26 protein-coding genes and 1 tRNA gene are annotated in these 23,755 nt (G+C 49.4%); 19 read left to right on the plus strand and 8 right to left on the minus strand.

Features of this window, described 5'->3' with window-relative positions; all coding sequences use genetic code 11:
• The first annotated feature begins 52 nt into the window (after positions 1–52).
• The 6 genes from ICV32_RS04140 (at position 53) to ICV32_RS04165 (ending at position 2,251) form a co-directional block, all read left to right on the plus strand.
• A complete protein-coding gene (locus ICV32_RS04140) occupies positions 53–373 on the plus strand; it encodes an integration host factor subunit alpha (protein ID WP_215372167.1) in 321 nt (106 codons plus the stop codon).
• Positions 348–698, plus strand: a complete 351-nt coding sequence (locus ICV32_RS04145; protein ID WP_215372169.1) for a MerR family transcriptional regulator — start codon at positions 348–350, stop codon at positions 696–698. The genes ICV32_RS04140 and ICV32_RS04145 overlap by 26 nt, the downstream gene beginning before the upstream one ends.
• 20 nt (positions 699–718) lie before the next feature.
• Positions 719–795: transfer RNA gene (locus ICV32_RS04150), tRNA-Pro, on the plus strand.
• A gap of 21 nt (positions 796–816) precedes the next feature.
• Entirely contained in the window at positions 817–1,230 is a 414-nt protein-coding gene (locus ICV32_RS04155) for a VOC family protein (RefSeq protein WP_215372171.1), read from the plus strand.
• Positions 1,230–1,634, plus strand: a complete 405-nt coding sequence (locus tag ICV32_RS04160) for a PaaI family thioesterase (protein WP_215372173.1) — start codon at positions 1,230–1,232, stop codon at positions 1,632–1,634. The genes ICV32_RS04155 and ICV32_RS04160 overlap by 1 nt, the downstream gene beginning before the upstream one ends.
• 278 nt (positions 1,635–1,912) lie before the next feature.
• Entirely contained in the window at positions 1,913–2,251 is a 339-nt protein-coding gene (locus ICV32_RS04165; RefSeq protein WP_215372174.1) for an H-NS family nucleoid-associated regulatory protein, read from the plus strand.
• Positions 2,252–2,299: 48 nt separating this feature from the next.
• Here the strand turns inward: ICV32_RS04165 and ICV32_RS04170 are convergent, their stop codons facing one another.
• Positions 2,300–2,980, minus strand: a complete 681-nt coding sequence (locus ICV32_RS04170) for a helix-turn-helix domain-containing protein (RefSeq protein WP_215372176.1) — start codon at positions 2,978–2,980, stop codon at positions 2,300–2,302.
• 304 nt (positions 2,981–3,284) lie between these two features.
• Between ICV32_RS04170 and ICV32_RS04175 the strand changes: the two genes are divergently transcribed.
• The 9 genes from ICV32_RS04175 to bamC are packed head-to-tail and all read left to right on the plus strand — an operon-like array spanning position 3,285 to position 14,671.
• Positions 3,285–6,137, plus strand: a complete 2,853-nt coding sequence (locus ICV32_RS04175; protein ID WP_215372177.1) for a 2-oxoglutarate dehydrogenase E1 component — start codon at positions 3,285–3,287, stop codon at positions 6,135–6,137.
• Positions 6,138–6,187: 50 nt separating this feature from the next.
• Positions 6,188–7,393: a 2-oxoglutarate dehydrogenase complex dihydrolipoyllysine-residue succinyltransferase gene (odhB, locus tag ICV32_RS04180; protein ID WP_215372179.1), complete on the plus strand. Its 1,206-nt coding sequence runs from the start codon at positions 6,188–6,190 to the stop codon at positions 7,391–7,393.
• A 10-nt stretch (positions 7,394–7,403) separates the two neighbouring features.
• Positions 7,404–8,840 (plus strand): dihydrolipoyl dehydrogenase, encoded by a 1,437-nt coding sequence (gene lpdA, locus ICV32_RS04185; protein WP_215372181.1) that lies wholly within the window; start codon positions 7,404–7,406, stop codon positions 8,838–8,840.
• 1 nt (position 8,841) lies between these two features.
• Positions 8,842–9,945 carry a cell division protein ZapE gene (gene zapE / locus ICV32_RS04190; protein WP_215372182.1) on the plus strand — a complete coding sequence of 368 codons (1,104 nt, stop codon included), beginning with the start codon at positions 8,842–8,844 and terminating at the stop codon, positions 9,943–9,945.
• Between the two features lie 15 nt (positions 9,946–9,960).
• Positions 9,961–10,803, plus strand: a complete 843-nt coding sequence (locus ICV32_RS04195) for a 3',5'-nucleoside bisphosphate phosphatase (protein ID WP_215372544.1) — start codon at positions 9,961–9,963, stop codon at positions 10,801–10,803.
• Between the two features lie 18 nt (positions 10,804–10,821).
• Positions 10,822–12,024, plus strand: coding sequence for a tryptophan--tRNA ligase (locus tag ICV32_RS04200; protein WP_108508285.1), 1,203 nt, complete (start codon positions 10,822–10,824; stop codon positions 12,022–12,024).
• On the plus strand, positions 12,021–12,599 hold the full coding sequence (locus tag ICV32_RS04205) for a bifunctional 2-polyprenyl-6-hydroxyphenol methylase/3-demethylubiquinol 3-O-methyltransferase UbiG (protein ID WP_215372184.1): 579 nt from the start codon (positions 12,021–12,023) through the stop codon (positions 12,597–12,599). Before ICV32_RS04200 ends, ICV32_RS04205 begins: the two co-directional genes overlap by 4 nt.
• Positions 12,600–12,622: 23 nt before the next feature.
• Complete coding sequence (gene dapA / locus ICV32_RS04210; RefSeq protein WP_251371930.1) at positions 12,623–13,522, plus strand: 4-hydroxy-tetrahydrodipicolinate synthase; 900 nt, start codon at positions 12,623–12,625, stop codon at positions 13,520–13,522.
• Positions 13,523–13,537: 15 nt separating this feature from the next.
• Positions 13,538–14,671 (plus strand): outer membrane protein assembly factor BamC, encoded by a 1,134-nt coding sequence (gene bamC, locus ICV32_RS04215; protein WP_215372186.1) that lies wholly within the window; start codon positions 13,538–13,540, stop codon positions 14,669–14,671.
• Between the two features lie 63 nt (positions 14,672–14,734).
• Here bamC and ICV32_RS04220 read toward each other — a convergent pair whose 3' ends face one another.
• Entirely contained in the window at positions 14,735–14,968 is a 234-nt protein-coding gene (locus ICV32_RS04220) for a hypothetical protein (RefSeq protein ID WP_215372188.1), read from the minus strand.
• 157 nt (positions 14,969–15,125) lie between these two features.
• The gene (locus tag ICV32_RS04225) at positions 15,126–16,421 is read right to left on the minus strand and encodes a cupin domain-containing protein (protein WP_251371931.1); all 1,296 of its coding nucleotides are present in this window, start codon (positions 16,419–16,421) and stop codon (positions 15,126–15,128) included.
• Positions 16,422–16,453: 32 nt separating this feature from the next.
• Here ICV32_RS04225 and ICV32_RS04230 point away from each other — a divergent pair, with 32 nt between their 5' ends.
• Positions 16,454–17,077: a peptidylprolyl isomerase gene (locus ICV32_RS04230; protein ID WP_215372189.1), complete on the plus strand. Its 624-nt coding sequence runs from the start codon at positions 16,454–16,456 to the stop codon at positions 17,075–17,077.
• Between the two features lie 25 nt (positions 17,078–17,102).
• Here ICV32_RS04230 and cysE read toward each other — a convergent pair whose 3' ends face one another.
• Both cysE and ICV32_RS04240 read right to left on the minus strand, forming a co-directional pair.
• Positions 17,103–17,861 carry a serine O-acetyltransferase gene (cysE, locus tag ICV32_RS04235; protein WP_215372191.1) on the minus strand — a complete coding sequence of 253 codons (759 nt, stop codon included), beginning with the start codon at positions 17,859–17,861 and terminating at the stop codon, positions 17,103–17,105.
• Positions 17,862–17,884: 23 nt separating this feature from the next.
• Entirely contained in the window at positions 17,885–18,640 is a 756-nt protein-coding gene (locus ICV32_RS04240) for an RNA methyltransferase (RefSeq protein WP_215372193.1), read from the minus strand.
• A gap of 80 nt (positions 18,641–18,720) precedes the next feature.
• Between ICV32_RS04240 and ICV32_RS04245 the strand changes: the two genes are divergently transcribed.
• Complete coding sequence (locus tag ICV32_RS04245) at positions 18,721–19,515, plus strand: inositol monophosphatase family protein (RefSeq protein WP_215372195.1); 795 nt, start codon at positions 18,721–18,723, stop codon at positions 19,513–19,515.
• On the opposite strand, the gene ICV32_RS04250 is transcribed toward ICV32_RS04245, so the two are convergent.
• From ICV32_RS04250 to ICV32_RS04260, 3 genes are read right to left on the minus strand one after another with little or no spacing between them, the layout of a single operon-like run.
• Positions 19,508–20,296 (minus strand): UDP-2,3-diacylglucosamine diphosphatase, encoded by a 789-nt coding sequence (locus ICV32_RS04250; protein ID WP_215372197.1) that lies wholly within the window; start codon positions 20,294–20,296, stop codon positions 19,508–19,510. The genes ICV32_RS04245 and ICV32_RS04250 overlap by 8 nt on opposite strands.
• 15 nt (positions 20,297–20,311) lie before the next feature.
• A complete protein-coding gene (locus tag ICV32_RS04255) occupies positions 20,312–20,815 on the minus strand; it encodes a peptidylprolyl isomerase (protein ID WP_215372199.1) in 504 nt (167 codons plus the stop codon).
• Positions 20,816–20,826: 11 nt separating this feature from the next.
• Positions 20,827–21,615: a M48 family metallopeptidase gene (locus ICV32_RS04260; RefSeq protein WP_215372201.1), complete on the minus strand. Its 789-nt coding sequence runs from the start codon at positions 21,613–21,615 to the stop codon at positions 20,827–20,829.
• Positions 21,616–21,694: 79 nt separating this feature from the next.
• On the opposite strand from ICV32_RS04260, the gene cysS reads away from it, so the two are divergent.
• Complete coding sequence (cysS, locus tag ICV32_RS04265; protein ID WP_215372550.1) at positions 21,695–23,104, plus strand: cysteine--tRNA ligase; 1,410 nt, start codon at positions 21,695–21,697, stop codon at positions 23,102–23,104.
• Positions 23,104–23,742, plus strand: coding sequence for a DNA-3-methyladenine glycosylase (locus ICV32_RS04270; RefSeq protein WP_215372203.1), 639 nt, complete (start codon positions 23,104–23,106; stop codon positions 23,740–23,742). The genes cysS and ICV32_RS04270 overlap by 1 nt, the downstream gene beginning before the upstream one ends.
• Positions 23,743–23,755 lie beyond the last annotated feature (13 nt).

Here is a 23,755-nt window from a genome sequence, read left to right on the forward strand (position 1 = left end):
TTGCTATATTAGTCAGTAAACCAATTTAATAGAATCAGAAAAGAGTGTCGCTATGACTGCAAATAATCAAACCGTGACCAAAAACGAACTCTCAGAAGCTTTATTTGATCAAGTTGGTCTGAATAAGCGCGAAGCTAAAGACATGATTGATGCTTTTTTTAACCGAATCGGTGAGACCTTAGAGTCCGGTGTCGAGGTCAAGATCTCAGGGTTTGGTAATTTTCAGTTGCGCAATAAAACTGCGCGCCCAGGGCGTAATCCAAAAACAGGCGAGATGATTCCGATTGCTGCGCGACGCGTTGTCACATTTCATGCCAGTCAGAAGCTAAAGGACGCGGTCGAGTCCCATGCTCAGAACCAAAACAGAACCTGATTCCAAAGCGAACACGGTTTCGCATCTTCCCCCAATCCCGAGTAAGCGATATTTCACGATTGGCGAAGTGGGGGAGTTGTGCGGGGTAAAGCCTCATGTGTTGCGCTACTGGGAGCAAGAATTCGTTCAATTACGTCCGCAAAAGCGCCGCGGAAATCGCCGTTATTACCAGCATCATGAGGTGGTTCTGATTCGTCAAATTCGTACGCTGTTGTACGAAGAGGGATTCACCATTAGCGGTGCAAAAAATCGCTTAGACGAGAGTAAATCGACATTGCGCTTACGCGAGGAGCTTCAAGAGGTCCTTCAGGTCTTAAGCCGCTGAGATACAATAATTGTTTTCGTCGGGGCGTAGCGCAGCCTGGTAGCGTACTTGCATGGGGTGCAAGTGGTCGGAGGTTCAAATCCTCTCGCCCCGACCATCTGCACACAAGGAAGAAGCCATGCATCCATTCCACTTAGCCTTTCCAGTTGATAACTTGCAAGATGCTCGCGCATTCTATGGTGGCTTACTCGGTTGCCCTGAAGGACGAAGCTCCGATGAGTGGATTGATTTCAATTTATTTGGCCATCAAATTGTGGCGCACTTAGCCGATGGCGAAGCAAAAAATGATGTCCACTCCGATGTTGATGGCAAAAAAGTACCCGTTCGCCATTTCGGCATTGTGTTATCGATGCCCGAATGGGAAGCGATGGCTGATAAATTAAAGAAGGCAGGTATTCAATTTGTCATTGAGCCGTACATTCGGTTTAAGGGTGAGGTCGGTGAGCAGGCCACCATGTTTTTCTTAGACCCCTCAGGGAATGCCATCGAGTTTAAGGCGATGGCACACCCCGATCGCTTATTCGCTAAATAATGAGTCGAGATTATTTTGGGTTAACCATCCCATTTCTTGATGTTTTGGGTATTGAGCCCGAGTTTGCCAAGGATGGCCACTCGCGCATTCGTTTAAATCTTCGCCCTGAGCTGCTTAATAGTTTTCATGTGGCGCACGGCGGTGTGGTCATGACCATTTTGGACTTTGCAATGGCTGCGGCGGCACGGAGTTCGCACGAACATATTCTTGGGGTCATTACGATTGATATGACCACGAGTTTTCTAAGACCATCCAAAGGCCTACTGATTGCAGAAGGCAAAGTCTTAAAAGCCGGTAGTACCGTTAATTATTGCGAGGGCAGTATTTTTAATGAGGCAGGGCAGCTGACCGCAAAGTCTACAGGTAGCTTTATGCTGCGTCGGGCAAAAAATCAAGCTAATTAAATTAGTTAATTTAATTACTCAGTTAATTATTATATATTTTAGTAATTATTAATCATAACTCATTGATTAATATAAAATAAATAATTATTAAATGCCATGCAATTGATTATTCACTCTAGAGCAAATAATAAATCTTAATTAATAATTTATTCGGATATAATATTAATTCGTAATAATTTAGTCATCAATTAAGAAAAATAAATAAACATTTATTCCTTCCCAATTTTTGATTTATTACACCCTCATTATTATTTAAACATTTAGGGAAATTAATTAATATGTCATCGTACAAAGAGCTACTTGCGCAACGTGAGAAATTGGACAGTCAGATCCAGACGTTGATGCAACGTGAAAAGTCTGAAGGAATTGCAAAGGCTAAAAAGATCATTGATGAATTTGGTCTCACCGCGAGTGATTTGTTTGGCCGTAAGGCTGGCGGCGCTGGTAAGCGTGGTCGTCCTGCTAAAAAGGCAGCTACGAAGAAACGGGTTGCTAAGAAGCGCGGTAAGGTTGCACCAAAATATAAAAACCCTGCAACTGGAGAAACGTGGACTGGTCGCGGTAAAGCCCCAAAATGGATTGCCGGAAAAGATCGCAGTAAATTTGCGATTAAATAATATTAGTTACAAGGACTAAAAAGCCAGTTCACTGAACTGGCTTTTTCTTCACTCAAATACCGTATTAATCGCTTCGGTAAACAATTTCTCTAATTGTTTGTAGGGGTGTTTATCGGTACATGCACTATAGGTCATTACATTGGTCTTTTCCGGTAAAGCATTGAGCTCTTCGGAGAGCGCCGCGGCGTCGCTGGTCTGTGGTTTTAAATGAACGCCATTCTCTTTAGCCATTTCCAACACTCCGGGGTGAAGTTGCACAAAGGCTTCATCCACCAATAGTGGGATTCGACGGGTTTGAATATTCTTACTTAAATAATGAATCAAATGCAATTGCTCGATTGGTGGGATTAACGAGTCTAAATAAATCACATCGGGGTAATGGGATACCGCCTGCATGAGCCCTTCAAGGCTATCGAGAGAATGGATTAGTTCAAAGGGGATGGCCCACTCTTGAATCGCCTTTTGCATTTCATCGAGGTTTTCTTGCCGCTTAAAAACCCCTAAAGCGATATGTTGAGCCTGTTTGGCGCGCTGCTGCATTCCCACTTTACGACGGCGTAGCTGTTGATTTAGGGAGCTTGTCAGGATGCGGCGATGCCCACCCCGAGTTTTCCAGGCGGTTAGCTCACCAAGTTCCACCATTTTTTGAACGGTTCCTAGCGAGACCTGAAGAACCTTGGCACTCTGTCGAGTACTTAGGTAGGGCTGATTCAGATTAATGGGTTTCATGCTTTCTCCTTTTGTAAATTGGGATAGAAAGAGCATAAAAATCAAATCGATAGAGATCTGTCAGGCAGGGATGAAATGTGGGTAGGAAATTTCCTATAACTGGGTAGGGATCGGTTAACCATCCAGTCAGGTATGCCCTAGGACTTTCACTAATCCATTGATATTGAGATATTTTTTTCTCTTAAGCCATGCTATCCTTGTCATACATAAGGCATTTGCTTTGCGTTCTGCTAATCGGTTCAGCCGTGTCGCAGATGGTTAAAACCACAGTTTTTTTCGGGTTGCCCGATGAAAGGTGAGCATCATGATGCAGTCCTATAGAGGTTCCTCGTACCTCTTTGGGGGTAATGCCCCCTACGTAGAAGAACTCTACGAATCGTATTTATTAGATCCCACATCCGTAGCGCAGCATTGGCGCGATTACTTTGATAACGTCGTTCAGGTTCCGGCCGTAGATGGCTCCAATGGTCGAGATATTGCGCATGCGCCCATTGTGGCCTCGTTTGCTGAACGTGCTAAGCAGGGTCCCATCAAAACGATTCAGGATTCAGCCGACTCTGAGATGGGTCGCAAGCGAGTCGCGGTTCAGCAGCTGATTGCGGCGTATCGCAACGTGGGTAACCGTTGGGCGAACCTAGACCCCCTAAAGCGTACTGAACGCCCCGATATCCCAGAGCTCAATCCATCGTTCTATGGATTTTCTGATAGCGATATGGACATCGTCTTCAATACCAGCAATACCTTCTTTGGTAAAAACCAAATGACCTTACGGGATTTGCTGCAAGCACTGCGCGAGACCTATTGCGGCACCTTGGCTGCTGAGTTTATGAACATTGCCGATCAGAAAATAAAAAAATGGTGGCAAGAAAAACTCGAATCGATTCGCTCGACGCCTAAATTCACGAATGAACAGCGCAAACAAATATTAGATCGCTTAACGGCGGCCGAAGGACTTGAGCGGTATCTTCAAGCAAAGTATGTCGGTCAAAAGCGTTTCTCACTCGAGGGTGGTGATAGTTTCATTCCCTGCATGGATGAACTCATTCAAGGGGCTGGCAAACGGGGTGTGCAAGAGATTGTGATTGGTATGGCCCACCGCGGTCGCTTAAATGTTCTAGTTAATGTCTTGGGTAAATCACCGAAAGACCTCTTTGCTGAATTTGATCACACCGCCCCTGAAGATTTACCTGCGGGTGACGTGAAGTATCACCAGGGATTCTCGAGCGACATTTCAACGCCTGGAGGCCCAGTGCATTTATCACTGGCCTTTAATCCATCGCACCTCGAAATTGTGAATCCCGTGGTCGAGGGTTCCGCTCGTGCGCGTATGGAGCGGCGCAATGATCTTTCGGGCAGTCAAGTATTGCCCGTCTTAGTGCATGGTGATGCGGCGATTGCGGGTCAAGGTGTGATGCAAGAGACCTTGGCGCTGTCAGAGGTTCGTGGGTACTCCACGGGCGGCACCGTTCATATTGTCATTAATAACCAGATTGGTTTTACCACCTCAGATCCTCGAGATCTTCGGTCGAGTTTGTATTGCACCGATATTATGAAAACGATTGATGCGCCGGTACTGCATGTCAATGGCGATGATCCTGAGGCGGTAGTCCTAGCAACGCAACTCGCTTTGGAATACAGAACGCAATTTCGTAAGGATGTAGCGGTTGACATCATTTGCTTTCGTAAGCTTGGTCACAACGAGCAAGATACCCCTGCAATGACCCAACCGTACATGTACAGCATTATTGCTAAGCATCCAGGTACACGAAAGTTATACGCTGATCGTTTGGAGGCACAAGGTGTGTTAGGTGCAGGTTCAGGCGATGAGATGGTCAAAGCCTTTCGTGCTGCCATGGAAGAGGGTAAGCAAACCCTTGACCCGGTATTAAGCAACTTCAAAGGTAAATTTGCAGTCGATTGGTCACCATTTTTAAATAAGAAGTGGACCGATCAAGCTGATACCGCCATACCATTGACAGAGTGGAAGCGATTAGCAGATCGACTCACGACCATTCCTGAGAGTTTCAAAGTGCACCCATTGGTACAAAAGGTGTATACCGATCGTGCCGCGATGGGCCGTGGTGAGATCAATGTTGATTGGGGGATGGGGGAGGCGATGGCCTTCGCATCCTTACTTGCTAGTGGTTACCCCATTCGTTTATCGGGTGAGGATAGTGGCCGAGGTACCTTTAGCCACCGCCACTCGGTATTGCATGATCAAGAGCGTGGCAATTCAGATTCCAGCTATATTCCTTTGCAAAACATTAGCAAAGATCAAGCACCCTTTACGGTGATCGACTCGATTCTTTCCGAAGAGGCTGTTCTTGGATTTGAATATGGTTATGCAGCTGCTGAGCCCAATACACTCACGATTTGGGAAGCCCAGTTTGGTGACTTCGTTAATGGCGCTCAAGTGGTCATCGATCAGTTCATCGCCTCTGGTGAAGTGAAATGGGGTCGTGTCAACGGTTTGGTGATGATGCTGCCGCATGGTTATGAAGGTCAGGGCCCAGAACATTCCTCGGCTCGCCTTGAGCGCTTTATGCAGTTGTGCGCCGATACCAATATGCAAGTGGTTCAGCCCACGACCGCATCGCAGATCTTCCATCTCTTAAGGCGGCAGATGATTCGGCAATTTAGAAAGCCGCTCATCATCATGACCCCCAAATCCTTACTGCGTCACAAAGATGCGGGGTCACCGTTGATTGAGTTCACCAAAGGTGAGTTTCAGACGGTGATTCCGGAGCAAGATGACTCGCTTGACCCCCAAAAGGTAGAGCGCTTAATTGTGTGCTCGGGTAAGGTCTACTACGATTTAGTCAAGCAGCGCGCCGATAAGAAGATCGATACCGCAGCGATTGTGCGTATTGAGCAGCTGTATCCTTTCCCCCATAAGGCGGTCGCCAGCATCATTAAGTCCTATCCCAATCTCACTGAGTTGGTGTGGTGTCAGGATGAACCACAAAATCAGGGCGCCTGGTTCTTCGTGCAACACAATTTATTGGAGAACATGGGCGAGGGCATGCGTCTTGGTTATGCCGGTCGACCCGCATCGGCCTCGCCGGCTGTTGGGTATGCCCATTTGCATCAGAGTCAGCAAAAGGCATTACTCACCGCGGCGTTTGCCAAGCTCAAAGGATTTGTGGTCACCAAATAGGTGGCACGAACAGAACAGCGATTTAATCTAACTCATTCATAGGACATATCATGGCTTTATTTGACGTAAAGGTTCCACAACTTTCTGAATCGGTTGCCGAAGCAACGCTCTTGCAGTGGAAGAAAAAACCGGGCGAAGCCGTTGCCCAAGACGAGATCTTGATCGAGATCGAAACCGATAAGGTAGTGCTTGAAGTACCAGCTCCATCGGCAGGCGTGATGGCTGAGATTTTGGTTGCCGATGGTGGAACCGTGGTGGCTGATCAAGTGATCGCAAAGATTGATAGTGAAGGCAAAGCAACTGCAGCCGCAGCCGCAGCTCCCGCATCAGCCAAAGCCGCGGCACCAGCGCCAGCCTCTTCTTCAAACAAAGGCTCCATTGCCGCTCCCTCTGCAGCTAAACTCATGGCCGAGAACAATCTAACGGCCAATCAAGTTGCCGGCACTGGTCGGGACGGTCGTGTGACCAAGGGTGATGTGCAAAATGCGATTGCAGGCGGTGCGAAGCCAGTCGCGAGCGCCGCACCACTTCCCATGTCAACGATGCCCCTTGGGGATCGTACCGAGGAGCGGGTGCCAATGACCCGTCTGCGTGCTCGTATTGCAGAGCGCCTCTTGGAATCGCAAGCCAATAATGCGATCTTGACCACCTTCAATGAGGTCAATATGGCTCCCGTGATTGCAATGCGCTCACGCTATAAAGATGTCTTTGAAAAAACCCATGGCGTGAAATTAGGCTTCATGTCCTTCTTTGTAAAAGCGGCGACCTATGCATTAAAGAGATATCCAATCTTGAACGCATCGGTCGATGGTAATGACATTGTTTATCACGGTTACTTTGATATTGGTATTGCAGTGAGTTCGCCACGCGGTTTGGTGGTGCCTATCTTGCGCAATGTCGATCAAATGACCTTGGCTGAGATTGAAAAGCAAATTGCGGATTACGGTAATAAAGCCCGTGAGGGTAAATTAAGTATCGAAGAGTTAACTGGTGGGACGTTCTCGATCTCCAACGGTGGAGTCTTTGGATCGATGCTCTCGACCCCCATTATCAATCCACCCCAATCCGCTATTTTGGGGATCCATGCAACCAAGGAGCGGGCTGTCGTTGAAGATGGACAAATCGTTATTCGTCCGATCAACTATTTAGCCCTGTCGTATGACCATCGGATTATCGATGGTCGCGAAGCAGTCTTGGGGCTAGTGGCAATGAAGGAGCTATTAGAAGATCCTGCTCGTTTACTACTTGATCTGTAAGGAGTAAACCATGAGCCAAGTATTTGATGTGCTAGTGATTGGAGCTGGCCCCGGCGGTTACATTGCAGCAATTCGGGCAGCGCAATTGGGATTTAAGGTAGCCTGTGCAGAGTCCAATCCGTATGCGGATCCCAAAGGCGAGCCACGCTTAGGCGGTACGTGTTTGAACGTGGGCTGCATTCCATCCAAAGCCCTGTTGGCGTCTTCCGAGGAGTTTGAGAAGATCGGTCATCACGTCGCTGACCATGGTATTCAGGTAGGCTCAGTGAAGATTGACATTCAAAAGATGCTGGCGCGTAAGGATGAAATCGTCAACAAAATGACCGGCGGTATTAGTTTCCTGTTTCGCAAAAATAAAGTGACCAGCATTAAAGGACACGCCTCGTTTGCGGGCAAAACTACTGAGGGGTATCAAATCAAAATTACCGGTAAAGATGCCGGAACTATCACGGCTAAGAACGTCATTATTGCGACTGGCTCAAAGGCGAGACATCTCCCTAACATCCCAGTCGATAACGTCCTAGTTTGCGATAACGAGGGCGCGCTTAAATTTGATTCGCTGCCTAAGCGCTTAGGTGTGATCGGTGCAGGTGTCATTGGTCTTGAGCTTGGTTCAGTCTGGCGCCGCGTTGGCTCACAAGTTACAGTCCTTGAGGCCTTGCCAAGCTTTTTGGGTGCATGTGATGAAGGAATCGCAAAAGAAGCCAAAAAGATTTTTACCAAGCAGGGTCTTGATATTCATATGGGCGTCAAGATCGATGGCGTTAAAGCCGACAAGAAGGGTGTCGTGGTCTCGTATCAGGACAGCACAGGCAAACCCCAAAAACTAGAATGCGATCGTCTCATCGTCTCGGTAGGCCGTGTACCCAATACCGAAGGACTTAATCTGGAAGCGATTCAGATTAAAACCGATGAGCGCGGTTTTATCCCGATTAATGATCATACTTGCGCGACATCAGCACCCGGAGTCTATGCAATTGGTGATGTGGTGCGCGGACCAATGCTGGCTCATAAGGCCGAGGATGAAGGGGTGCTTGTTGCTGAGTTACTCGCTGGTCAAAAACCGCATATTGATTACAACTGCATTCCTTGGGTGATTTACACCGACCCTGAAATTGCATGGGTTGGTAAGACCGAGCAACAACTCAAAGCAGAGGGGCGCGCGTTTAAAGCGGGCCAATTCCCGTTCATGGCCAACGGTCGTGCGTTGGGAATGGATCGTGCCGATGGCTTTGTCAAAATCTTAGCGGATGCCAAAACCGATGAGGTTCTTGGGGTGCATATTATTGGCCCTAATGCCTCAGACCTGATTGCGGAAGCCGCTTTGGCGATGGAGTTTAAAGCAGCCGCTGAAGACATTGCTCGTGTTTGCCATCCTCACCCCAGCTTATCAGAGGTAATGCGCGAAGCAGCTTTAGCAACGGATCAACGCGCACTCAATATGTAAGTTGAAAGTCGCTGACTTTTACAACCAAGAGTGTAAAGCGCGCGGTTATCATCCAGATCCTGCGCAAGAGCGGGCCATTGTTCGCTTGCAGCAATGCGAAGATCAGTGGGTTGCTTACAAAGAGATTCGGAGTAACGCGCTCACCAAAAAACTCTTTCACCCCGAGTTACCCCGAGGGGTTTACCTCTGGGGTGGAGTGGGTCGCGGTAAATCCTTTTTGATGGATTGCTTTTACGAAGCATCGCCCGTTCAAAAAAAAATCCGAATTCATTTTCATGAGTTCATGCGCGAGGTTCACCGTGAGCTCCATGAGCTTTCTGGATTGGCCGATCCCCTTGATGAGTTAGCCAAACGCATCTCCGATCGATATCGATTGATTTGCTTTGATGAGTTCCACATTAGTGATATTGCCGATGCCATGATCATGTATCGCCTTTTAAAGGCTTTGTTCATTGATCGGGTGCAGTTCATCATGACCTCAAACTATCGACCCGATCAGTTGTATCCGAATGGTCTGCATCGTGACCGACTCCTACCGGCAATTGAACTGTTGGAGCAGAAGCTCGATGTCTTGAATGTGGATGCGGGTAGTGATTACCGGCAAATTCAGATGACCCGGATTCAGGCCTATTTAACCCCATTAAATGAAGCAACCCATCAGCAGATGGATGATTACTTTCATGAGCTCATCGGCAAACAAATTGAAGCTACCAACCGTATCCTTAAAATTGAGTCCCGCGAGATCCGGGCGCTGCATTTGGCTGAGGGTGTGGTTTGGTTTGATTTCCAAACCCTCTGCGCGGGCCCTCGTTCACAAAATGATTACTTAGAGATTGCTAACACGTTTCATACGGTGATGGTCTCTGAGGTGCCATATATGCCCCCCCGTTTAACCAATGAGGCAAGACGCTTTATTTGGCTGATTGATGTACTTTATGACCATCGTGTGAAATTAATCATGTCAGCCGAAGTACCCCCTGACCAGCTCTATACGGAGGGACAGGTCGTTAGTGAATTTGCCCGCACCGTCTCGCGTTTAATGGAGATGCAATCCCGAGAATATATTGAGGCACCGCGTCGCCTTATTAATGCGCAACTGACCTAAAATAGGGATATGAGTATGCCCATGCCTATTAATGCGGATTTACATTGCCACTCGGTAGTCTCTGACGGTACTTTATCCCCAGAGGAGCTCGCCTTGCGTGCTCATCAAAATGGCGTGCATTTATGGTCCTTAACCGATCATGATGTCTTAGGTGGTCAGGCGCGTGCTCAAGACGCTGCGCTTAATTTAGGGATGGAGTATGTATCAGGTGTCGAGATCTCCATTAGTTGGATGGGACAAACTGTGCATATTGTTGGTTTGGGATTTGATCCAAGCAACGTAACCTTGCAAGATGGTTTGCGTGCCACCCGGGATGGTCGTGAAGAGCGTGCTCGCCAAATGGCGGCTCAGCTTGCGCAAATCGGTATTGAAAATAGCTATGAAGGCGCTCTAAAGTTTGCTGGTAACCCGGAGCTCATTGCACGCACGCACTTTGCGCGCTACCTCGTGGAGCAACAGGTCTGTCGTGATATGGATGAGGTGTTTAGAAAATACTTAGTTGCCGGTAAACCAGGTTATGTTTCGCACCGTTGGGCAAGCTTGGATCAGGCGGTCGATTGGATTACGGGTGCAGGTGGCGAGGCAGTGATTGCGCACCCAGGCCGCTACCGCTTAAATGCCATGCAAATGGATGAGCTCTATGCCCGCTTTAAGGACCTGGGTGGCGCTGGTATTGAAGTCGTGACCGGTAGCCATAGTCCTGATCAATACCAAACCTATGCGAAGGTTGCCAAGCGGTATGGATTTATGGCTTCTCGTGGATCGGATTTTCATGATCCCCAGGAAAGCGATATTGATTTAGGGCAGCTTCCCCATCTTCCAGAGCACCTAACGCCCATTTGGTCGGCCTTTCATTAAATAAGCGACAATCCTCTCATGTTTGCAGAACGCGTTTTATCCGGCATGCGTCCCACGGGCGCCTTGCATTTAGGCCACTACCATGGCGTCTTAAAAAATTGGGTACGCCTTCAGGCTGAATACCCCTGTTTTTTCTTTGTTGCTGACTGGCATGCATTAACAACGCACTACGAGACCCCTGAGGTGATTCAAGAGTCGGTCTGGGAGATGGTGATCGATTGGTTAGCAGCGGGTGTTGATCCCAATCAAGCTACATTATTTATTCAGAGTCGAGTGCCAGAACACTCCGAATTATTTCTTCTTCTAGCCATGGGTACCCCATTGGGTTGGCTTGAACGAGTCCCCACCTACAAAGACCAAATTGAAAAACTAAAAGAAAAAGATTTGCAGACCTATGGCTTTTTAGGTTACCCCTTGCTACAGGCCGCAGATATTTTGATCTATCGTGCCCTCTATGTTCCAGTTGGTGAGGATCAGGTTCCTCATGTGGAAATGACCCGTGAAGTGGCCCGTCGTTTTAATCACCTGTATGGTCGTGAGCCTGGTTTTGAGGAGAAGGCCCTCGAGGCAGTAAAAAAACTCGGTAGCAAGCGCGCCAAGCTTTACCTGGAATTGCGTAATGCCTACCAAGAGCGTGGCGAGGATGAAGCGCTGATGCAAGCACAGGCCTTATTGCAAGAGGCGCAAAGTTTATCGATGGGTGATCGTGAGCGATTATTTGGATACCTCGAGGGTGCTCGTAAGATTATTTTGGTCGAGCCCCAGGCTTTGTTAACCGAAGCAGCTCGGATGCCAGGTCTTGATGGGCAAAAGATGTCGAAGTCCTATGCCAATACGATTGCCATTCGTGAGGCGCCTGAGGAGGTGATTCGCTTAGTGCGGACCATGCCAACCGATCCTGCGCGAGTGCGACGCACCGATCCTGGTAATCCAGCTAATTGTCCTCTGTGGCAGTTTCATCAGGTGTACTCGGACCAAACCACCAAGGATTGGGCGCAGAAGGGCTGCCAAAGTGCGAGCATTGGTTGCCTAGACTGCAAACAACCCGTGATTGATGCGATCTTGCGTGAACAACAACCGATGTTTGAGCGTGCACAACAGTATTTAGATGATCCAAGCCTGCTGCGTTCCATCATTGCGGATGGCTCCGATAAGGCCCGTAAGGTTGCCCAAGAAACCATGCGGGATGTGCGCGAGGCGATGGGCCTGGATGTTGATTGACTCTGAATCACGTGCACGCCGCTCTAGAAACTGCTTCACCTTGGATTGCCCAATACGCTGACCTGATTGTTCCTGGGGGCAAGGTTCTCGATCTTGCCTGTGGTGGTGGTCGACACGCAATCTACCTTGCCAATCGCGGCTTCATGGTGCTGGCTGTTGATCGTGATGCAGAATCTCTAGCCCGCATTGACCATCAGTTTGTGATGACCCAGCAAATGGATCTCGAAGGAGATCGATGGCCGCTTCCCGAGTCCGAGTTTGGTCAATGGAATGCCATTGTGGTGAGTAACTATCTCTATCGGCCTTACTTAGAACAATTGCCAGATCTTTTGGAAGAGGGCGGTATCTTGCTCTACGAGACCTTTGCAATCGGTAATGAAGAATTTGGTAAACCCTCAAATTCCAACTTTTTACTTCAGCATGGCGAGTTACTAGATCTCGCCAAGCGACATGATCTGCACGTGGTGGCTTATCAGGATGGCTATCGTGCAATCCCCAAACCGGCCATGGTTCAGAGCCTATGCGCTAGCCGGGGACTGCCCAAAATACGCCATCCGTTACAATTTAGCGCTTAAGCCGTTTGATCGATAAAACCCTTATGAAATCAGCCATGATGACCGGAAGTATGGTTGCAATTGCAACCCCAATGCACGAAGACGCTAGTCTTGATTACGCCGCATTGCGCTCCTTACTGGATTGGCATGTCAATGAGGGCACCGATGCAATTGTGATCGTTGGCACGAGTGGTGAGTCGCCAACGGTATCGGTTGAAGAACACTGTGAGCTCATCCGTGTAACGGTCGAGCATATCAATGGCCGCATTGCGGTGATTGCTGGAACCGGCGGTAACTCGACTCGGGAAGCGATTGAATTAACCGAGTACGCCAAAAAGGTGGGTGCGGATGCTAGCCTGCAGGTGGTGCCGTATTACAACAAGCCCACCCAAGAGGGAATGTATGCTCACTTTAAAACGATTGCTGAGCGCGTCGATCTGCCGGTCATTTTGTATAACGTCCCCGGACGTACCGTCGCCGATCTTGCCAATGAGACCACAGTCCGTTTGGCTCAGGTGCCAGGGGTTATCGGAATTAAAGACGCGACTGGTAATTTAGAGCGCGGCTCACTGCTATTGGCCGAGCTCAAACATAAACAGCTTAACCAGTTTGCAGTCTACTCGGGTGATGACCTAACTGCTTTATTTCTGATGCTGATGGGCGGGCACGGCAACATCTCGGTAACGGCCAATGTGGCACCTCGCCTAATGAGCGAACTTTGCAAAGCAGCGATTGCTGGTGACGCTAAGCGCGCGAGAGAAATTCAGTATCAATTGTTGGCAGTTCATAAACTGATGTTTATCGAGGCTAATCCCATACCCGTGAAATGGGCCTTGCATCAGATGGGTAAGATTCCAGCCGGAATTCGGTTACCATTGACGCCACTTAGCGAGCCATTGCGTGAGCCCTTGCGTCAGGCATTGGGCCAAGCCGGTTTGCTGTAATTTCGTAAGGAACGAATGCGCACGGTTCTACAAACCTTATCCCTGAGTTGCGCGGTTATCACATTGACCGCGTGTGGAACCTTTAGCAGCATGACCGCTAGCGATAAGGTGGATTATAAAAAATCCGGTGATGTACGCGGCCCCAATCTGGCCCTACCTCCTGATTTAATTACGGCTCAAGCGGATCGCCGCTATGTGGTGCAAGATGGCACTGCGACCATGTCGGAATACAACCAAGCAGTGAAGAAGTCCTCCCAAATGCGCTCCAATGTGCTGACTGGCATCCCCGGAATGAAAATTGAGCGCGATGGTGATCGCAGATGGTTGGTGGTTGATAAGCCCGCCACGGAGCTTTACCCTCAAGTGAAGGATTTTTGGCAAGAAAACGGGTTCTTGCTCGCCATTGATTCGCCATCCACTGGCATCATGGAAACCGATTGGGCCGAAAACCGCGCCAAGATTCCACAAGATATTATTCGCAGAACCTTGGGACGGGTCTTGGATTCTGCCTACGATTCAGGTGAGCGTGACAAATTTAGAACCCGACTTGAGTTACAAAAACCCGATGTCACCGAGATTTACATCACGCACAAGGGCGCCATTGAGACCCCTGTGAAAGACGGTTCTGGGGCAATGATTACAACCCAGTGGATGGTTCGCCCGACTGATCCTGAGCTCGAAGTAATTTTCTTGACGCGTTTGATGGAGCGTCTCGGTATGACCCAAGAACAAGCGAAGGCGCAAGTCGCTGCGACCGCTTCAGCTCCAAAAACTCCGAGAGCGAAACTGGTTGAAGAGGGTGCGGCGACCCGCATTGAGATGAGTTCTGGATTTGATCGGGCTTGGCGCGACGTGGGCCTTGCCTTGGATCGCTCTAATTTCACTGTTGAAGACCGCGATCGCTCACGCGGTATTTACTTCGTGCGTTATGTGAACCCTAAGGAGTTAGGCGACAACCGCAGTTGGTTCGGCCGTACTTTTGGTAAGAGTAACGATGCGGATAAGAAAGCCAAACTCTATCGTGTTGTGGTCCAAACGCGCGGCGATAATCAAGTTGCAATTTTGGTGCAAGACTCCGAGGGCAAACCTGAGAACACCACCACTGGTAATCAGTTGCTCACAACACTTGATCGACAGCTTATTAAATAATCACCATCTAGTACCAAAGAAAAAAGGCGCTCAATGAGCGCCTTTCTTCATGCAGCCTCAGAATTACTTCTTGGCTGGTGCAGCAGGAGCAGCTGGTGCGGCTGGAGCAGCAGCAGGAGCAGCAGGAGCGCCTGCAGCAGGAGCAGCAGCTGGAGCAGCGCCGTCAGCTGGTTTTGCATCAGCAGCTGGAGCAGCAGCAGGAGCAGCAGGAGCAGCAGCTGGCTTAGCTTCTTCTTTCTTACCGCAAGCGGACAAAGCAACGGCCAACATCGCGGCCAAGAGGAGTGACTTCTTCATTGTTTTATTTCCTTTAAATTTAAGTCGATTTACAGCAATTACCGGTAATTGTTGTAGGACCTTGAATGCGGTTTACGGATGTAATCCCACTCAGATCCGCCTATGATTATAGCAATCACGCAATCATTTGTTCAAATGGTGCTAGCCATTGCAGTGCTTATTGAAGGAGGAGCCAGCCAAAACAATAAGCCTCGTATAGTGAATTATTTTTTGCAATCAAAGGGAGGCTCACAGACCCATCTAGCTCCTCTGTGTGTATCGTTGATAAGCCCTTATTTTTACTTGATTTTTGCATTCGCTCTCGGGCGAAGTGGTGATGCTGAGCGAGGGTTTGCCAGGCTTTGATGGTGGCCAGATCTTGACCTTCGGTAACGGCATCGCCATTGCAAAAAACGGTCTCATTTCGGATCAATAATCGGGTTTGGGGGTGGGGCACGAGAGCCCCTTTCTTAAGAGATGCCCATAAGGCGCGAGGACTGAGTAGCGGATCGGGCGGGGTAAAAATTGCCTGTGGTTTTGGCTCACTCAAGTAAGCGGTAATCCCATTGATGAACGCCGGGTTCTGATCAAAGGAAAGACTCTGAATTCGTTGGCGGATTTCATCTTCGAGCTGAGTTGGTAAACGCGCAGGATCTAAAGAGGCTTCCTGATTCGGATCGGCATAAATCGCTGCGAGTGCGGGGTCGGCTTCTAAGGATTCGGCAAGACGCCATAAACCTTCACTTAGGAGCTCACGGTATGAGGGTGACCGAAAACCGACCGACCAGGTTTGACACCCATCATCAAGCGCCACTCCTTCGTGGGCAATATTGGGCGGTAGGTAGAGTAAATCACCTGGCTCCAATACCCATTCCTGTTCAGGCTTAAAGCGTGCAAGGATCTTGAGTGGTAAATGGGGGCGCAAGCCGAGATCGGCCTGCCCAGATATTTTCCAGCGGCGTCGACCTTCCATCTGAATTAAAAATACATCGTAAGAATCGACATGGGGGCCTACACCACCACCAATGCCTGCAATACTAATCATCAGATCATCAAGGCGTGCATCGGGGATAAACCGAAACCAAGACAACACATGCGCAGCAGCAGGGTGCCGCGCCTCAACCCCTTGAATCAATAAAGTCCAATCCCGTTGGCTGGTGGCGGGGATCTCCTTTTTCTTGAAGGGACCGTGATGGAGACGCCATGGCTTCGCTTCTACGAGGCGCGCTTCGCTAAGGCCATCGCATGCATACCCAAATAGCGCTTTATCAGAAATAGGACTTAACAGCGGAAAGCCAGCATTCTTGCTCAGTGCAAAAGCAGGAATGGCTTGGCGAACCAGGAGTGGGCATTGATGCCAATACCGCCGCATAAATAGTTGGGGGCTAAGATTACCCAAAAGCGGCCACGGCAGATCGAGGGGCAGTGTGGCTGGGGCTTTAGGGGGCTGATAGCGAGAGCGAGTCTTAGTCAAGTAAAATGGCCTTATTGAGGAAACACATCGCTATGAAGATTGAAAAAAATACCATCGTATCTCTTCGTTACAAACTTAGCGATGCTCAAAACAATATTATCGAGGAACCCGACACCCCAATGGTTTATCTGCACGGGGGCTACTCAGGAACTTTCCCAAAGATCGAGAGTTTATTGGATGGCAAGGATATTGGCTTTGAGACCACGGTTCAGCTTGAGCCTCAAGATGCCTTCGGAGAATATGACCCTAATTTACTCAAAATAGAACCGCGGGAGCGTTTCCCTGAGCCTTTAGAGATCGGCATGCAGTTTGAAGGGGTGCCAGAAGAGCAAAGCAGCGAAGAGCTCGAAGCGGCATCACTCAATGAGGTGGATGATGACGACGATGATCAGGAAGTCGATACCTTAATCTACACGGTGACCGATCTGGCTGATAAGCAAGTTGTGCTTGACGGTAATCATCCGCTTGCTGGTATGGCTCTGCGTTTTTGGTTGCAGGTCGAAGATGTTCGTCAAGCTACCGAAGATGAGATTGCAAATCAACACCCACAGGGTGAAGACGGTTTTGGAATGGATTTAGCGGACGATGACGATCTGGATGATCTCGATTTATCGGGAACGGCACAACGCGATCAGGGCCCACGAACTTTGCATTAATGGGTAGGTGCTAGCCCCCTGCGTTTTACTCTTTCAGAAGTTTTTTGATGGCGTCTAGCTCACGCTGAGTTGCTTCGTGGCCAGTCGAGTCGCTCGCCTTACCACCCAACTTCGCTAAGGCCTCTTCCAGGGCTTTGATCTTGTGTTCTTGTTCAATCGTGGCGTCGATCAAACTCTTTAATGCCAATGAAACGGGGTCATCGGCATTGGGTGTGATTCCATACGCCGAGAAACTTGCCTTGCTCGCATCGCTCGCCTCCTTGGGGAGATCGGGATGCAAGATACGAGCGGGCACGCCCACTGCCGTCGCACCCGGCGGAATTTCTTTAAGAACCACGGCATTGGATCCAATGCGTGCACCATCTCCCACGGTAAACCCACCCAATACCTTCGCCCCAGCGCTCACAACAACCCCTTTGCCTAGCGTGGGATGGCGTTTTACCCCTTTGTAGAGCGAGGTACCACCCAAGGTGACCCCTTGATAGATGGTCGTGTCATCCCCAATCTCTGCGGTCTCGCCGATCACAATACCAAGGCCGTGATCCAAAAACACCCGACGTCCAATTCGGGCACCGGGATGAATCTCAATATTGGTCAGAAAACGAGCAAGCGATGCCAAAAAACGCGCTGGCCATTTCAGACCGAGGTTCCATAAAGCATGATTGAGACGATGCAGCCAAATGGCATGTAAGCCTGGATAGCAGGTAATGACCTCAAGCCGGTGCCGCGCCGCAGGATCACGCGCAATAATGGCGTCAACATCTTCAAAGAGAGAACTCAACATAGGGATAGTGTAATCCGTGCGCCTTATTTTCTCAGGAGCATCTGTTTGGCAATGCCGCGCAAAAGATCAATTTCTTCTTTACGTAAGCGACTTCGGGCAAAGAGTGCTTGCAAACGTGGCATCAGTTTCTTGGGATTTTTAGGATCCAAATAACCAATCGCTTCTAAGCCTGCTTGCCAATGATCGAGCATGGCGGCAACCGCTGTAGGGTCTGCCAGTTCAGAGACATCTGCATTGGCTGATGCTTGCGCAGGGTGCTCCAGCAGCGCTTGGCGCAAACCAAACGCACAAACCATCATCGCTTGGGCCAGGTTTAATGAAGGGTAGACGGGGTTGGCAGGCAAAAAGACTCGGTGGGTGCAATAGGCAAGATCTTCATTTTCAAGGCCGGTCCGCTCAGGACCAAACACCAGTGCAACAGAGCGATTGGATTGCAATGCATCCGTTAACAAATGAAGACCATCTGCCCAAGGAAGGGCAGGCGGACCAAACTCTCGATCGCGACTGGTTAAGCCTAAAACCACCGCACATTCTTGAATACTAGAAGAAAGGCTGTCATGCGTTTTTGCATCAGCTAATACATCACTAGCGCCGCTGGCTAATGCAACTGCATCGGGGTGGGTGTGCATCACGGGCTCACGGGGACGAACGAGATGGAGTGCAGCAAAGCCCATCGTTTTAAGGGCCCGCGCGGCAGAACCAATATTGCCCGCATGACTGGTTTCCACCATGATCCAGCGGACATGGTCACTGTATTGGGTAAACGACGTCTGAGTCATGAATGAATTCGTATAAAATAATGCCATTGCACTAGAGACCTAGTCGTCTAGTTTGTTCTTATTTAATTTGTCCACTCATTATGCACCCCATGTTAAACGTGGCTGTGAAAGCCGCTCGCCGTGCCGCAACGATTATCAATCGTGCCTCACTCAATCTTGAGCGCTTGCAAATTGATCGCAAACAACATAATGATTATGTAACCGAAGTGGACAAAGCCGCCGAAGAGGCGATTATCGAGACCTTGAGCGAAGCCTACCCAAACCACGGTTTTTTAGCCGAGGAAACTGGTGAGGCTACCAATGGCTCCGATCACATTTGGATCATTGATCCCTTAGATGGCACCACCAACTTTATTCATGGATTTCCGCAATACGCGGTATCGATTGCTCTATCAGTGAATGGCGTTGTGACCCAAGGGGTGGTTTACGACCCCAATCGCGATGAGTTATTTACGGCCACCAAAGGCAGTGGCGCCTACGTGGATCGGCGCCGTCTTCGAGTTGCTGAGCAAACTAAATTAGAAAACGCATTACTTGGCACAGGATTTCCGTATCGGCATGATCAAGACCTGGATCTTTATCTCAAGATCTTTGCCGACATGACCCGTCAATGCGCGGGCCTGCGGCGCCCAGGCGCTGCCTCTCTAGACCTTGTCTATGTCGCGGCTGGCCGCTACGATGGATTCTTTGAGAGCGAACTCAAACCTTGGGATATGGCAGCAGGCGCACTGATTGTGGCTGAAGCCGGCGGCCTCGTTGGCAACTACCGAGGCGAAGAAGGATTCATGGATAGCGGTGAGATCATGGCAGCCAATCCGAGGATCTTTGCCCAAATGGCCAATATCTTGAGCAAATACTCAAGAACCACTACGTAGACTTAATTAAATCAATGTAGCGCACGCCATTGAGGTCAATGCGCAAAGCACTCGCTTTTGGGAGTACGGTTTCGGGATGATCGAGATCCCAGTCAGATAGCACATAGCGTTGCCATTCTTTGCTGCCCATGCTCTCGTGATGCCGTGCAGGTAAATGCGTATGACCATGAATCAAACGCTCTGAGCCATAGGCCCCCATGAGATTGGCGCAAGCGACCAAAGTCACATCCCCTTTGTAACGGGCGACATCGGGCGTGTAACGGGCCGCGCGCTCATACTTTGCGGTGCTATTGCTGCGTAAGGTACGAGCAATCCCGCGCCGCCAATCCAGAGGAAGTCGTAAAAATAGTTTTTGGAGCCAAGGTTTGCGAACCCATGTTCGGAACACTTGATAGCTCAGATCATTGGTACAGAGGGCATCGCCATGGCTAATTACCCACTCATCGCCAGCGATCATGACCTTTGATGGATCAGGGAGCAATTGCATCCCTGACCGTTTAAGGAAGTCTTGGCCAATTAAAAAGTCACGGTTGCCATGAATGTAATACGTTTTGGTTTTGCTCGACAAAGCAAAAAGGGCGCGCAGCACCTCTTGCTGAAATGGGGAACGCGCACCAGCATCGTCACCCACCCAATACTCAAAAAGATCCCCCAAAATAAATACTGACTCGACATCATTCGTTTCTTTTTCAACAAAGTCAAAAAAGCGTTGCGCCGTCAACGGCATCGACGGCGTGAGATGAAGATCGGAGATGAGTAGGGCGCTGGTGTGCTCTGGCATGCTGAGATCGGAGGATTAGTCAGCAATAACCGATGCTTTCTCAATCACCACATCCTCGGTCGGAACATCTTGGTGATACCCAGCATTACCAGTCTGAACTTTCTTAATGGAATCGACCACATCCATGCCGTTACTGACTTTGCCAAATACGGCATATCCCCAACCCTGTGGGGTGGGAGCGCTGTGATTTAGAAAATCATTGTCATTGACGTTAATAAAGAACTGGGCAGTGGCTGAATGAGGATCACTAGTCCGCGCCATCGCAATCGTGCCGCGATCATTCTTGAGGCCATTGTTTGCCTCATTCTCAATTTCATCAAGCGTTGGTTTTTGTTTCATGCCTGCGGTCATGCCGCCACCTTGGATCATGAAGTTATTAATCACCCGATGAAAAATCGTGCCATCGTAGTGGCCGCTATTGACGTAAGCCAAAAAGTTAGCAACCGATTTTGGTGCTTTTGCTGCATCAAGTTCAAGGGTGATATCACCGTGATTGGTTTTTAAAAGAACGCTAGGCATAAATAACTCTCTTATGGTTTAGGAATCGTTGGATTGGGTCGGTTCGGCGATTTGGGCGGTGGGTTCAGGATCTCCTTAATGGCCTTCGCCCTCAGCCCATACTCACGCTGATTGGGCTGAAGTTTACCCGCACTCGAGTAATAGCGATCAGCTAGGCGCAAGTAGACATCCGCAAGGTTGCCCTGTGCAAGAACGTAATCGGGTCTTAACTTAAGGGCAAGCTCTAAATAATCTCGGGCCTCAATCCATTGCCCTTGATTGGCCGCTAAGGCAGCTAAATTGTTATAGGGTTCTGGCAACTCCGGAAATTGCTGGGTAATCTCGATCCAAGTGGCGCGCGCAGCGTTGACATCACGCAGTTCCACTTGGAGGCGTGCTTTGATAAATCGCAGTTGGACGTTACGGGGTGCCTTCACGAGAGCCGCATCAATTGCCTTAATGGCGTCTGGGTATTTACGTTCCTTAATGAGTTTCTCAATATGCGTTGGAATCGCATTTTTCATGACCGGATCTGGCTCAATAATTAAGAAGGACAAAAATGGAACCGCAATCGATTCGGAGAGTTGGTTATTGCCAGTTTCAGGATTGGGGTTGGTGCTCATGCGTGGTGGATCGGTTGGACCGTAGCCACCCAAATAGGGCGTAGCAGGATTGCCCGAAGTCGTAGAGGGTGGGGTGGTGCTGCAACTAACGATAAGAGAGCAAAACACCACACATAAAGAACGTGAGAACCAAGCAGCGGAACTGGGGTTTGGGTGCTGAGGTGTCATAGTAAGAAGATCACTAAAGTGGCGCGTCATTCGATATACTCATCAGTCTAACAAATTCGTGTGCCGTTCACTCAACACCTTTCGATCCCCGCTCTATCAATCACTGACCATGCTGTCGATTTACAACACCCTGACAAGAACTAAAGAGGTCTTCAAACCGATCGAACCAGGGAAGGTGCGGATGTATGTGTGTGGCATGACCGTTTATGACTACTGCCATTTGGGGCATGCTCGGGTCATGATCGTATTTGATATGGTGGTGCGTTGGCTGCGAGCTAGTGGCTATGACGTGAACTACGTTCGTAACATCACCGATATCGATGACAAGATAATTACGCGTGCGCTTGAGAACCAAGAACCCATTGCAGCACTGACCCAGCGCTTCATCGATGCGATGCATGCCGATGCTAAAACCCTCATGCTCTTGCCGCCCGATCACGAACCACGCGCCACTGACTACATTGCCCAGATGCAAGGAATGATTGGTCGTCTCATGGAGCGTGAGATGGCTTATCAAGCCGATGATGGCGATGTCAACTATGCGGTGCGACAGTTCCCCAGCTATGGCAAGTTATCCGGTAAATCCATTGATGAGTTACAAGCTGGTGAGCGGGTTGCCATTAGTGGTAGCAAGCGCGACCCACTCGATTTTGTGCTCTGGAAATCCGCAAAGACCGAAGAGCCTGCTGACACCCGGTGGGCCTCCCCATGGGGCGAGGGTCGACCCGGTTGGCATATTGAATGCTCAGCAATGTCCTGCGAGTTATTGGGACAGCATTTTGATATTCATGGCGGTGGGGCGGATTTGCAGTTTCCCCATCATGAGAATGAGATTGCGCAAAGTGAAGGTGCCATGTATGGATCGGGCTCCATTGATCAACCCGTTGTGCGGTACTGGATGCATAACGGTCATATCCGAGTGAACCAGGAGAAGATGTCGAAGTCTTTGGGTAATTTTTTCTTGATCAAAGATGTCTTGGCCCAGTTTGATCCCGAAGTGGTGCGCTTCTTTATGCTCAAGGCGCACTACCGTAGCCCCATTAATTACTCCGATAGTCAGTTAGAAGAAGCACGCACTGGACTCACCCGTTTGTATACCGCGCTTGGCGAACTGCCAGCCATTCAAAGCAACCAGGTTGACCCTGCCTGGAATGACCGCTTTGCCCAAGCGATGAACGATGACTTCAATACACCGGATGCGATAGCCGTGTTATTCGAGTTGGTGACCGAGATCCATAAAACCCACGATACGGGACGCAAAGAAGAGTTACTCAATACCCTCTATCACTTAGGCAACATGATCGGACTCCTTTATCAGTCGCCCCAACAGTTCTTGCAAAGTGGAACGCCTAAAGCAGGCTTAAGCCCAGAGCAAATTGAAGCGCAAATTGCGGCACGCCAAGCCGCTAAAGCAGCCAAGAACTTTGCCGGTGCAGATGCAATTCGTCAGCAATTGTTCGAAGAGGGCGTTATTTTGGAAGATAAGCCCGGTGGTCAAACCAGCTGGCGACGCGCCTAATGCCAAAATCACGAACCAAAAAGCCAAGCTATTGGGAAGAGGCGTGTGCGGAGCTCATGAAGCAAGACCGCATCTTACGTAAACTCATTCCCAAGTACGATGACGGCATCTTAGGAAGCCGAGGCGATGCATTCACAACGCTCGCACGCTCGATCGTTGGACAGCAAATCTCGGTTGCTGCTGCGCAATCGGTATGGAACCGAACCTTAGAGACCCTGGGCAACGAGGTGACCCCCAAACGTGTTCTTGATACGAAGCATGACGCCTTACGTGCATCGGGTCTATCCACGCGCAAAGTCGAGTACATCCGCGACCTCGCTGATCACTTTCATCATGGACGCTTACAAACCGAGCGCTGGCCCAAAATGGATGATGAGGAGCTCATTAAGGAGTTGAGTGCAATTCGGGGGATTGGGCGTTGGACCGCCGAGATGTTTTTGATCTTTAATCTAATGCGTCCCAATGTGCTACCACTAGACGATATTGGCCTGATTCGGGCGATCTCGATCAATTATTTCAGTGGCGAGCCCGTAACCCGTCATGAGGCCCGCGAGGTGGCAGCCAATTGGGCACCATGGCGTACCGTGGCTACCTGGTATATGTGGCGCAGTATTGACCCGATTCCCGTAGAGTACTGATTTTTTGGGGTAA

This window comes from Polynucleobacter sp. MWH-UH24A, from assembly GCF_018687475.1.
GTDB lineage: Bacteria > Pseudomonadota > Gammaproteobacteria > Burkholderiales > Burkholderiaceae > Polynucleobacter.

What these genes read in the sequence shown, in the direction of transcription:
- odhB (WP_215372179.1), top strand. Translation starts at nt 6,188, where the DNA reads ATGGCTTTATTTGACGTAAAGGTTCCACAACTTTCTGAATCGGTTGCC.
- ICV32_RS04220 (WP_215372188.1), bottom strand. Translation starts at nt 14,968, where the DNA reads ATGAAGAAGTCACTCCTCTTGGCCGCGATGTTGGCCGTTGCTTTGTCC.
- lpdA (WP_215372181.1), top strand. Translation starts at nt 7,404, where the DNA reads ATGAGCCAAGTATTTGATGTGCTAGTGATTGGAGCTGGCCCCGGCGGT.
- ICV32_RS04160 (WP_215372173.1), top strand. Translation starts at nt 1,230, where the DNA reads ATGAGTCGAGATTATTTTGGGTTAACCATCCCATTTCTTGATGTTTTG.
- ICV32_RS04200 (WP_108508285.1), top strand. Translation starts at nt 10,822, where the DNA reads ATGTTTGCAGAACGCGTTTTATCCGGCATGCGTCCCACGGGCGCCTTG.
- ICV32_RS04255 (WP_215372199.1), bottom strand. Translation starts at nt 20,815, where the DNA reads ATGCCTAGCGTTCTTTTAAAAACCAATCACGGTGATATCACCCTTGAA.
- ICV32_RS04260 (WP_215372201.1), bottom strand. Translation starts at nt 21,615, where the DNA reads ATGACGCGCCACTTTAGTGATCTTCTTACTATGACACCTCAGCACCCA.
- ICV32_RS04230 (WP_215372189.1), top strand. Translation starts at nt 16,454, where the DNA reads ATGAAGATTGAAAAAAATACCATCGTATCTCTTCGTTACAAACTTAGC.
- ICV32_RS04170 (WP_215372176.1), bottom strand. Translation starts at nt 2,980, where the DNA reads ATGAAACCCATTAATCTGAATCAGCCCTACCTAAGTACTCGACAGAGT.
- cysS (WP_215372550.1), top strand. Translation starts at nt 21,695, where the DNA reads ATGCTGTCGATTTACAACACCCTGACAAGAACTAAAGAGGTCTTCAAA.
- ICV32_RS04145 (WP_215372169.1), top strand. Translation starts at nt 348, where the DNA reads ATGCTCAGAACCAAAACAGAACCTGATTCCAAAGCGAACACGGTTTCG.
- ICV32_RS04250 (WP_215372197.1), bottom strand. Translation starts at nt 20,296, where the DNA reads ATGCCAGAGCACACCAGCGCCCTACTCATCTCCGATCTTCATCTCACG.
- bamC (WP_215372186.1), top strand. Translation starts at nt 13,538, where the DNA reads ATGCGCACGGTTCTACAAACCTTATCCCTGAGTTGCGCGGTTATCACA.
- ICV32_RS04195 (WP_215372544.1), top strand. Translation starts at nt 9,961, where the DNA reads ATGCCCATGCCTATTAATGCGGATTTACATTGCCACTCGGTAGTCTCT.
- ICV32_RS04165 (WP_215372174.1), top strand. Translation starts at nt 1,913, where the DNA reads ATGTCATCGTACAAAGAGCTACTTGCGCAACGTGAGAAATTGGACAGT.
- ICV32_RS04175 (WP_215372177.1), top strand. Translation starts at nt 3,285, where the DNA reads ATGATGCAGTCCTATAGAGGTTCCTCGTACCTCTTTGGGGGTAATGCC.
- ICV32_RS04140 (WP_215372167.1), top strand. Translation starts at nt 53, where the DNA reads ATGACTGCAAATAATCAAACCGTGACCAAAAACGAACTCTCAGAAGCT.
- dapA (WP_251371930.1), top strand. Translation starts at nt 12,623, where the DNA reads ATGAAATCAGCCATGATGACCGGAAGTATGGTTGCAATTGCAACCCCA.
- ICV32_RS04270 (WP_215372203.1), top strand. Translation starts at nt 23,104, where the DNA reads ATGCCAAAATCACGAACCAAAAAGCCAAGCTATTGGGAAGAGGCGTGT.
- ICV32_RS04240 (WP_215372193.1), bottom strand. Translation starts at nt 18,640, where the DNA reads ATGACTCAGACGTCGTTTACCCAATACAGTGACCATGTCCGCTGGATC.
- ICV32_RS04155 (WP_215372171.1), top strand. Translation starts at nt 817, where the DNA reads ATGCATCCATTCCACTTAGCCTTTCCAGTTGATAACTTGCAAGATGCT.
- ICV32_RS04245 (WP_215372195.1), top strand. Translation starts at nt 18,721, where the DNA reads ATGCACCCCATGTTAAACGTGGCTGTGAAAGCCGCTCGCCGTGCCGCA.
- cysE (WP_215372191.1), bottom strand. Translation starts at nt 17,861, where the DNA reads ATGTTGAGTTCTCTCTTTGAAGATGTTGACGCCATTATTGCGCGTGAT.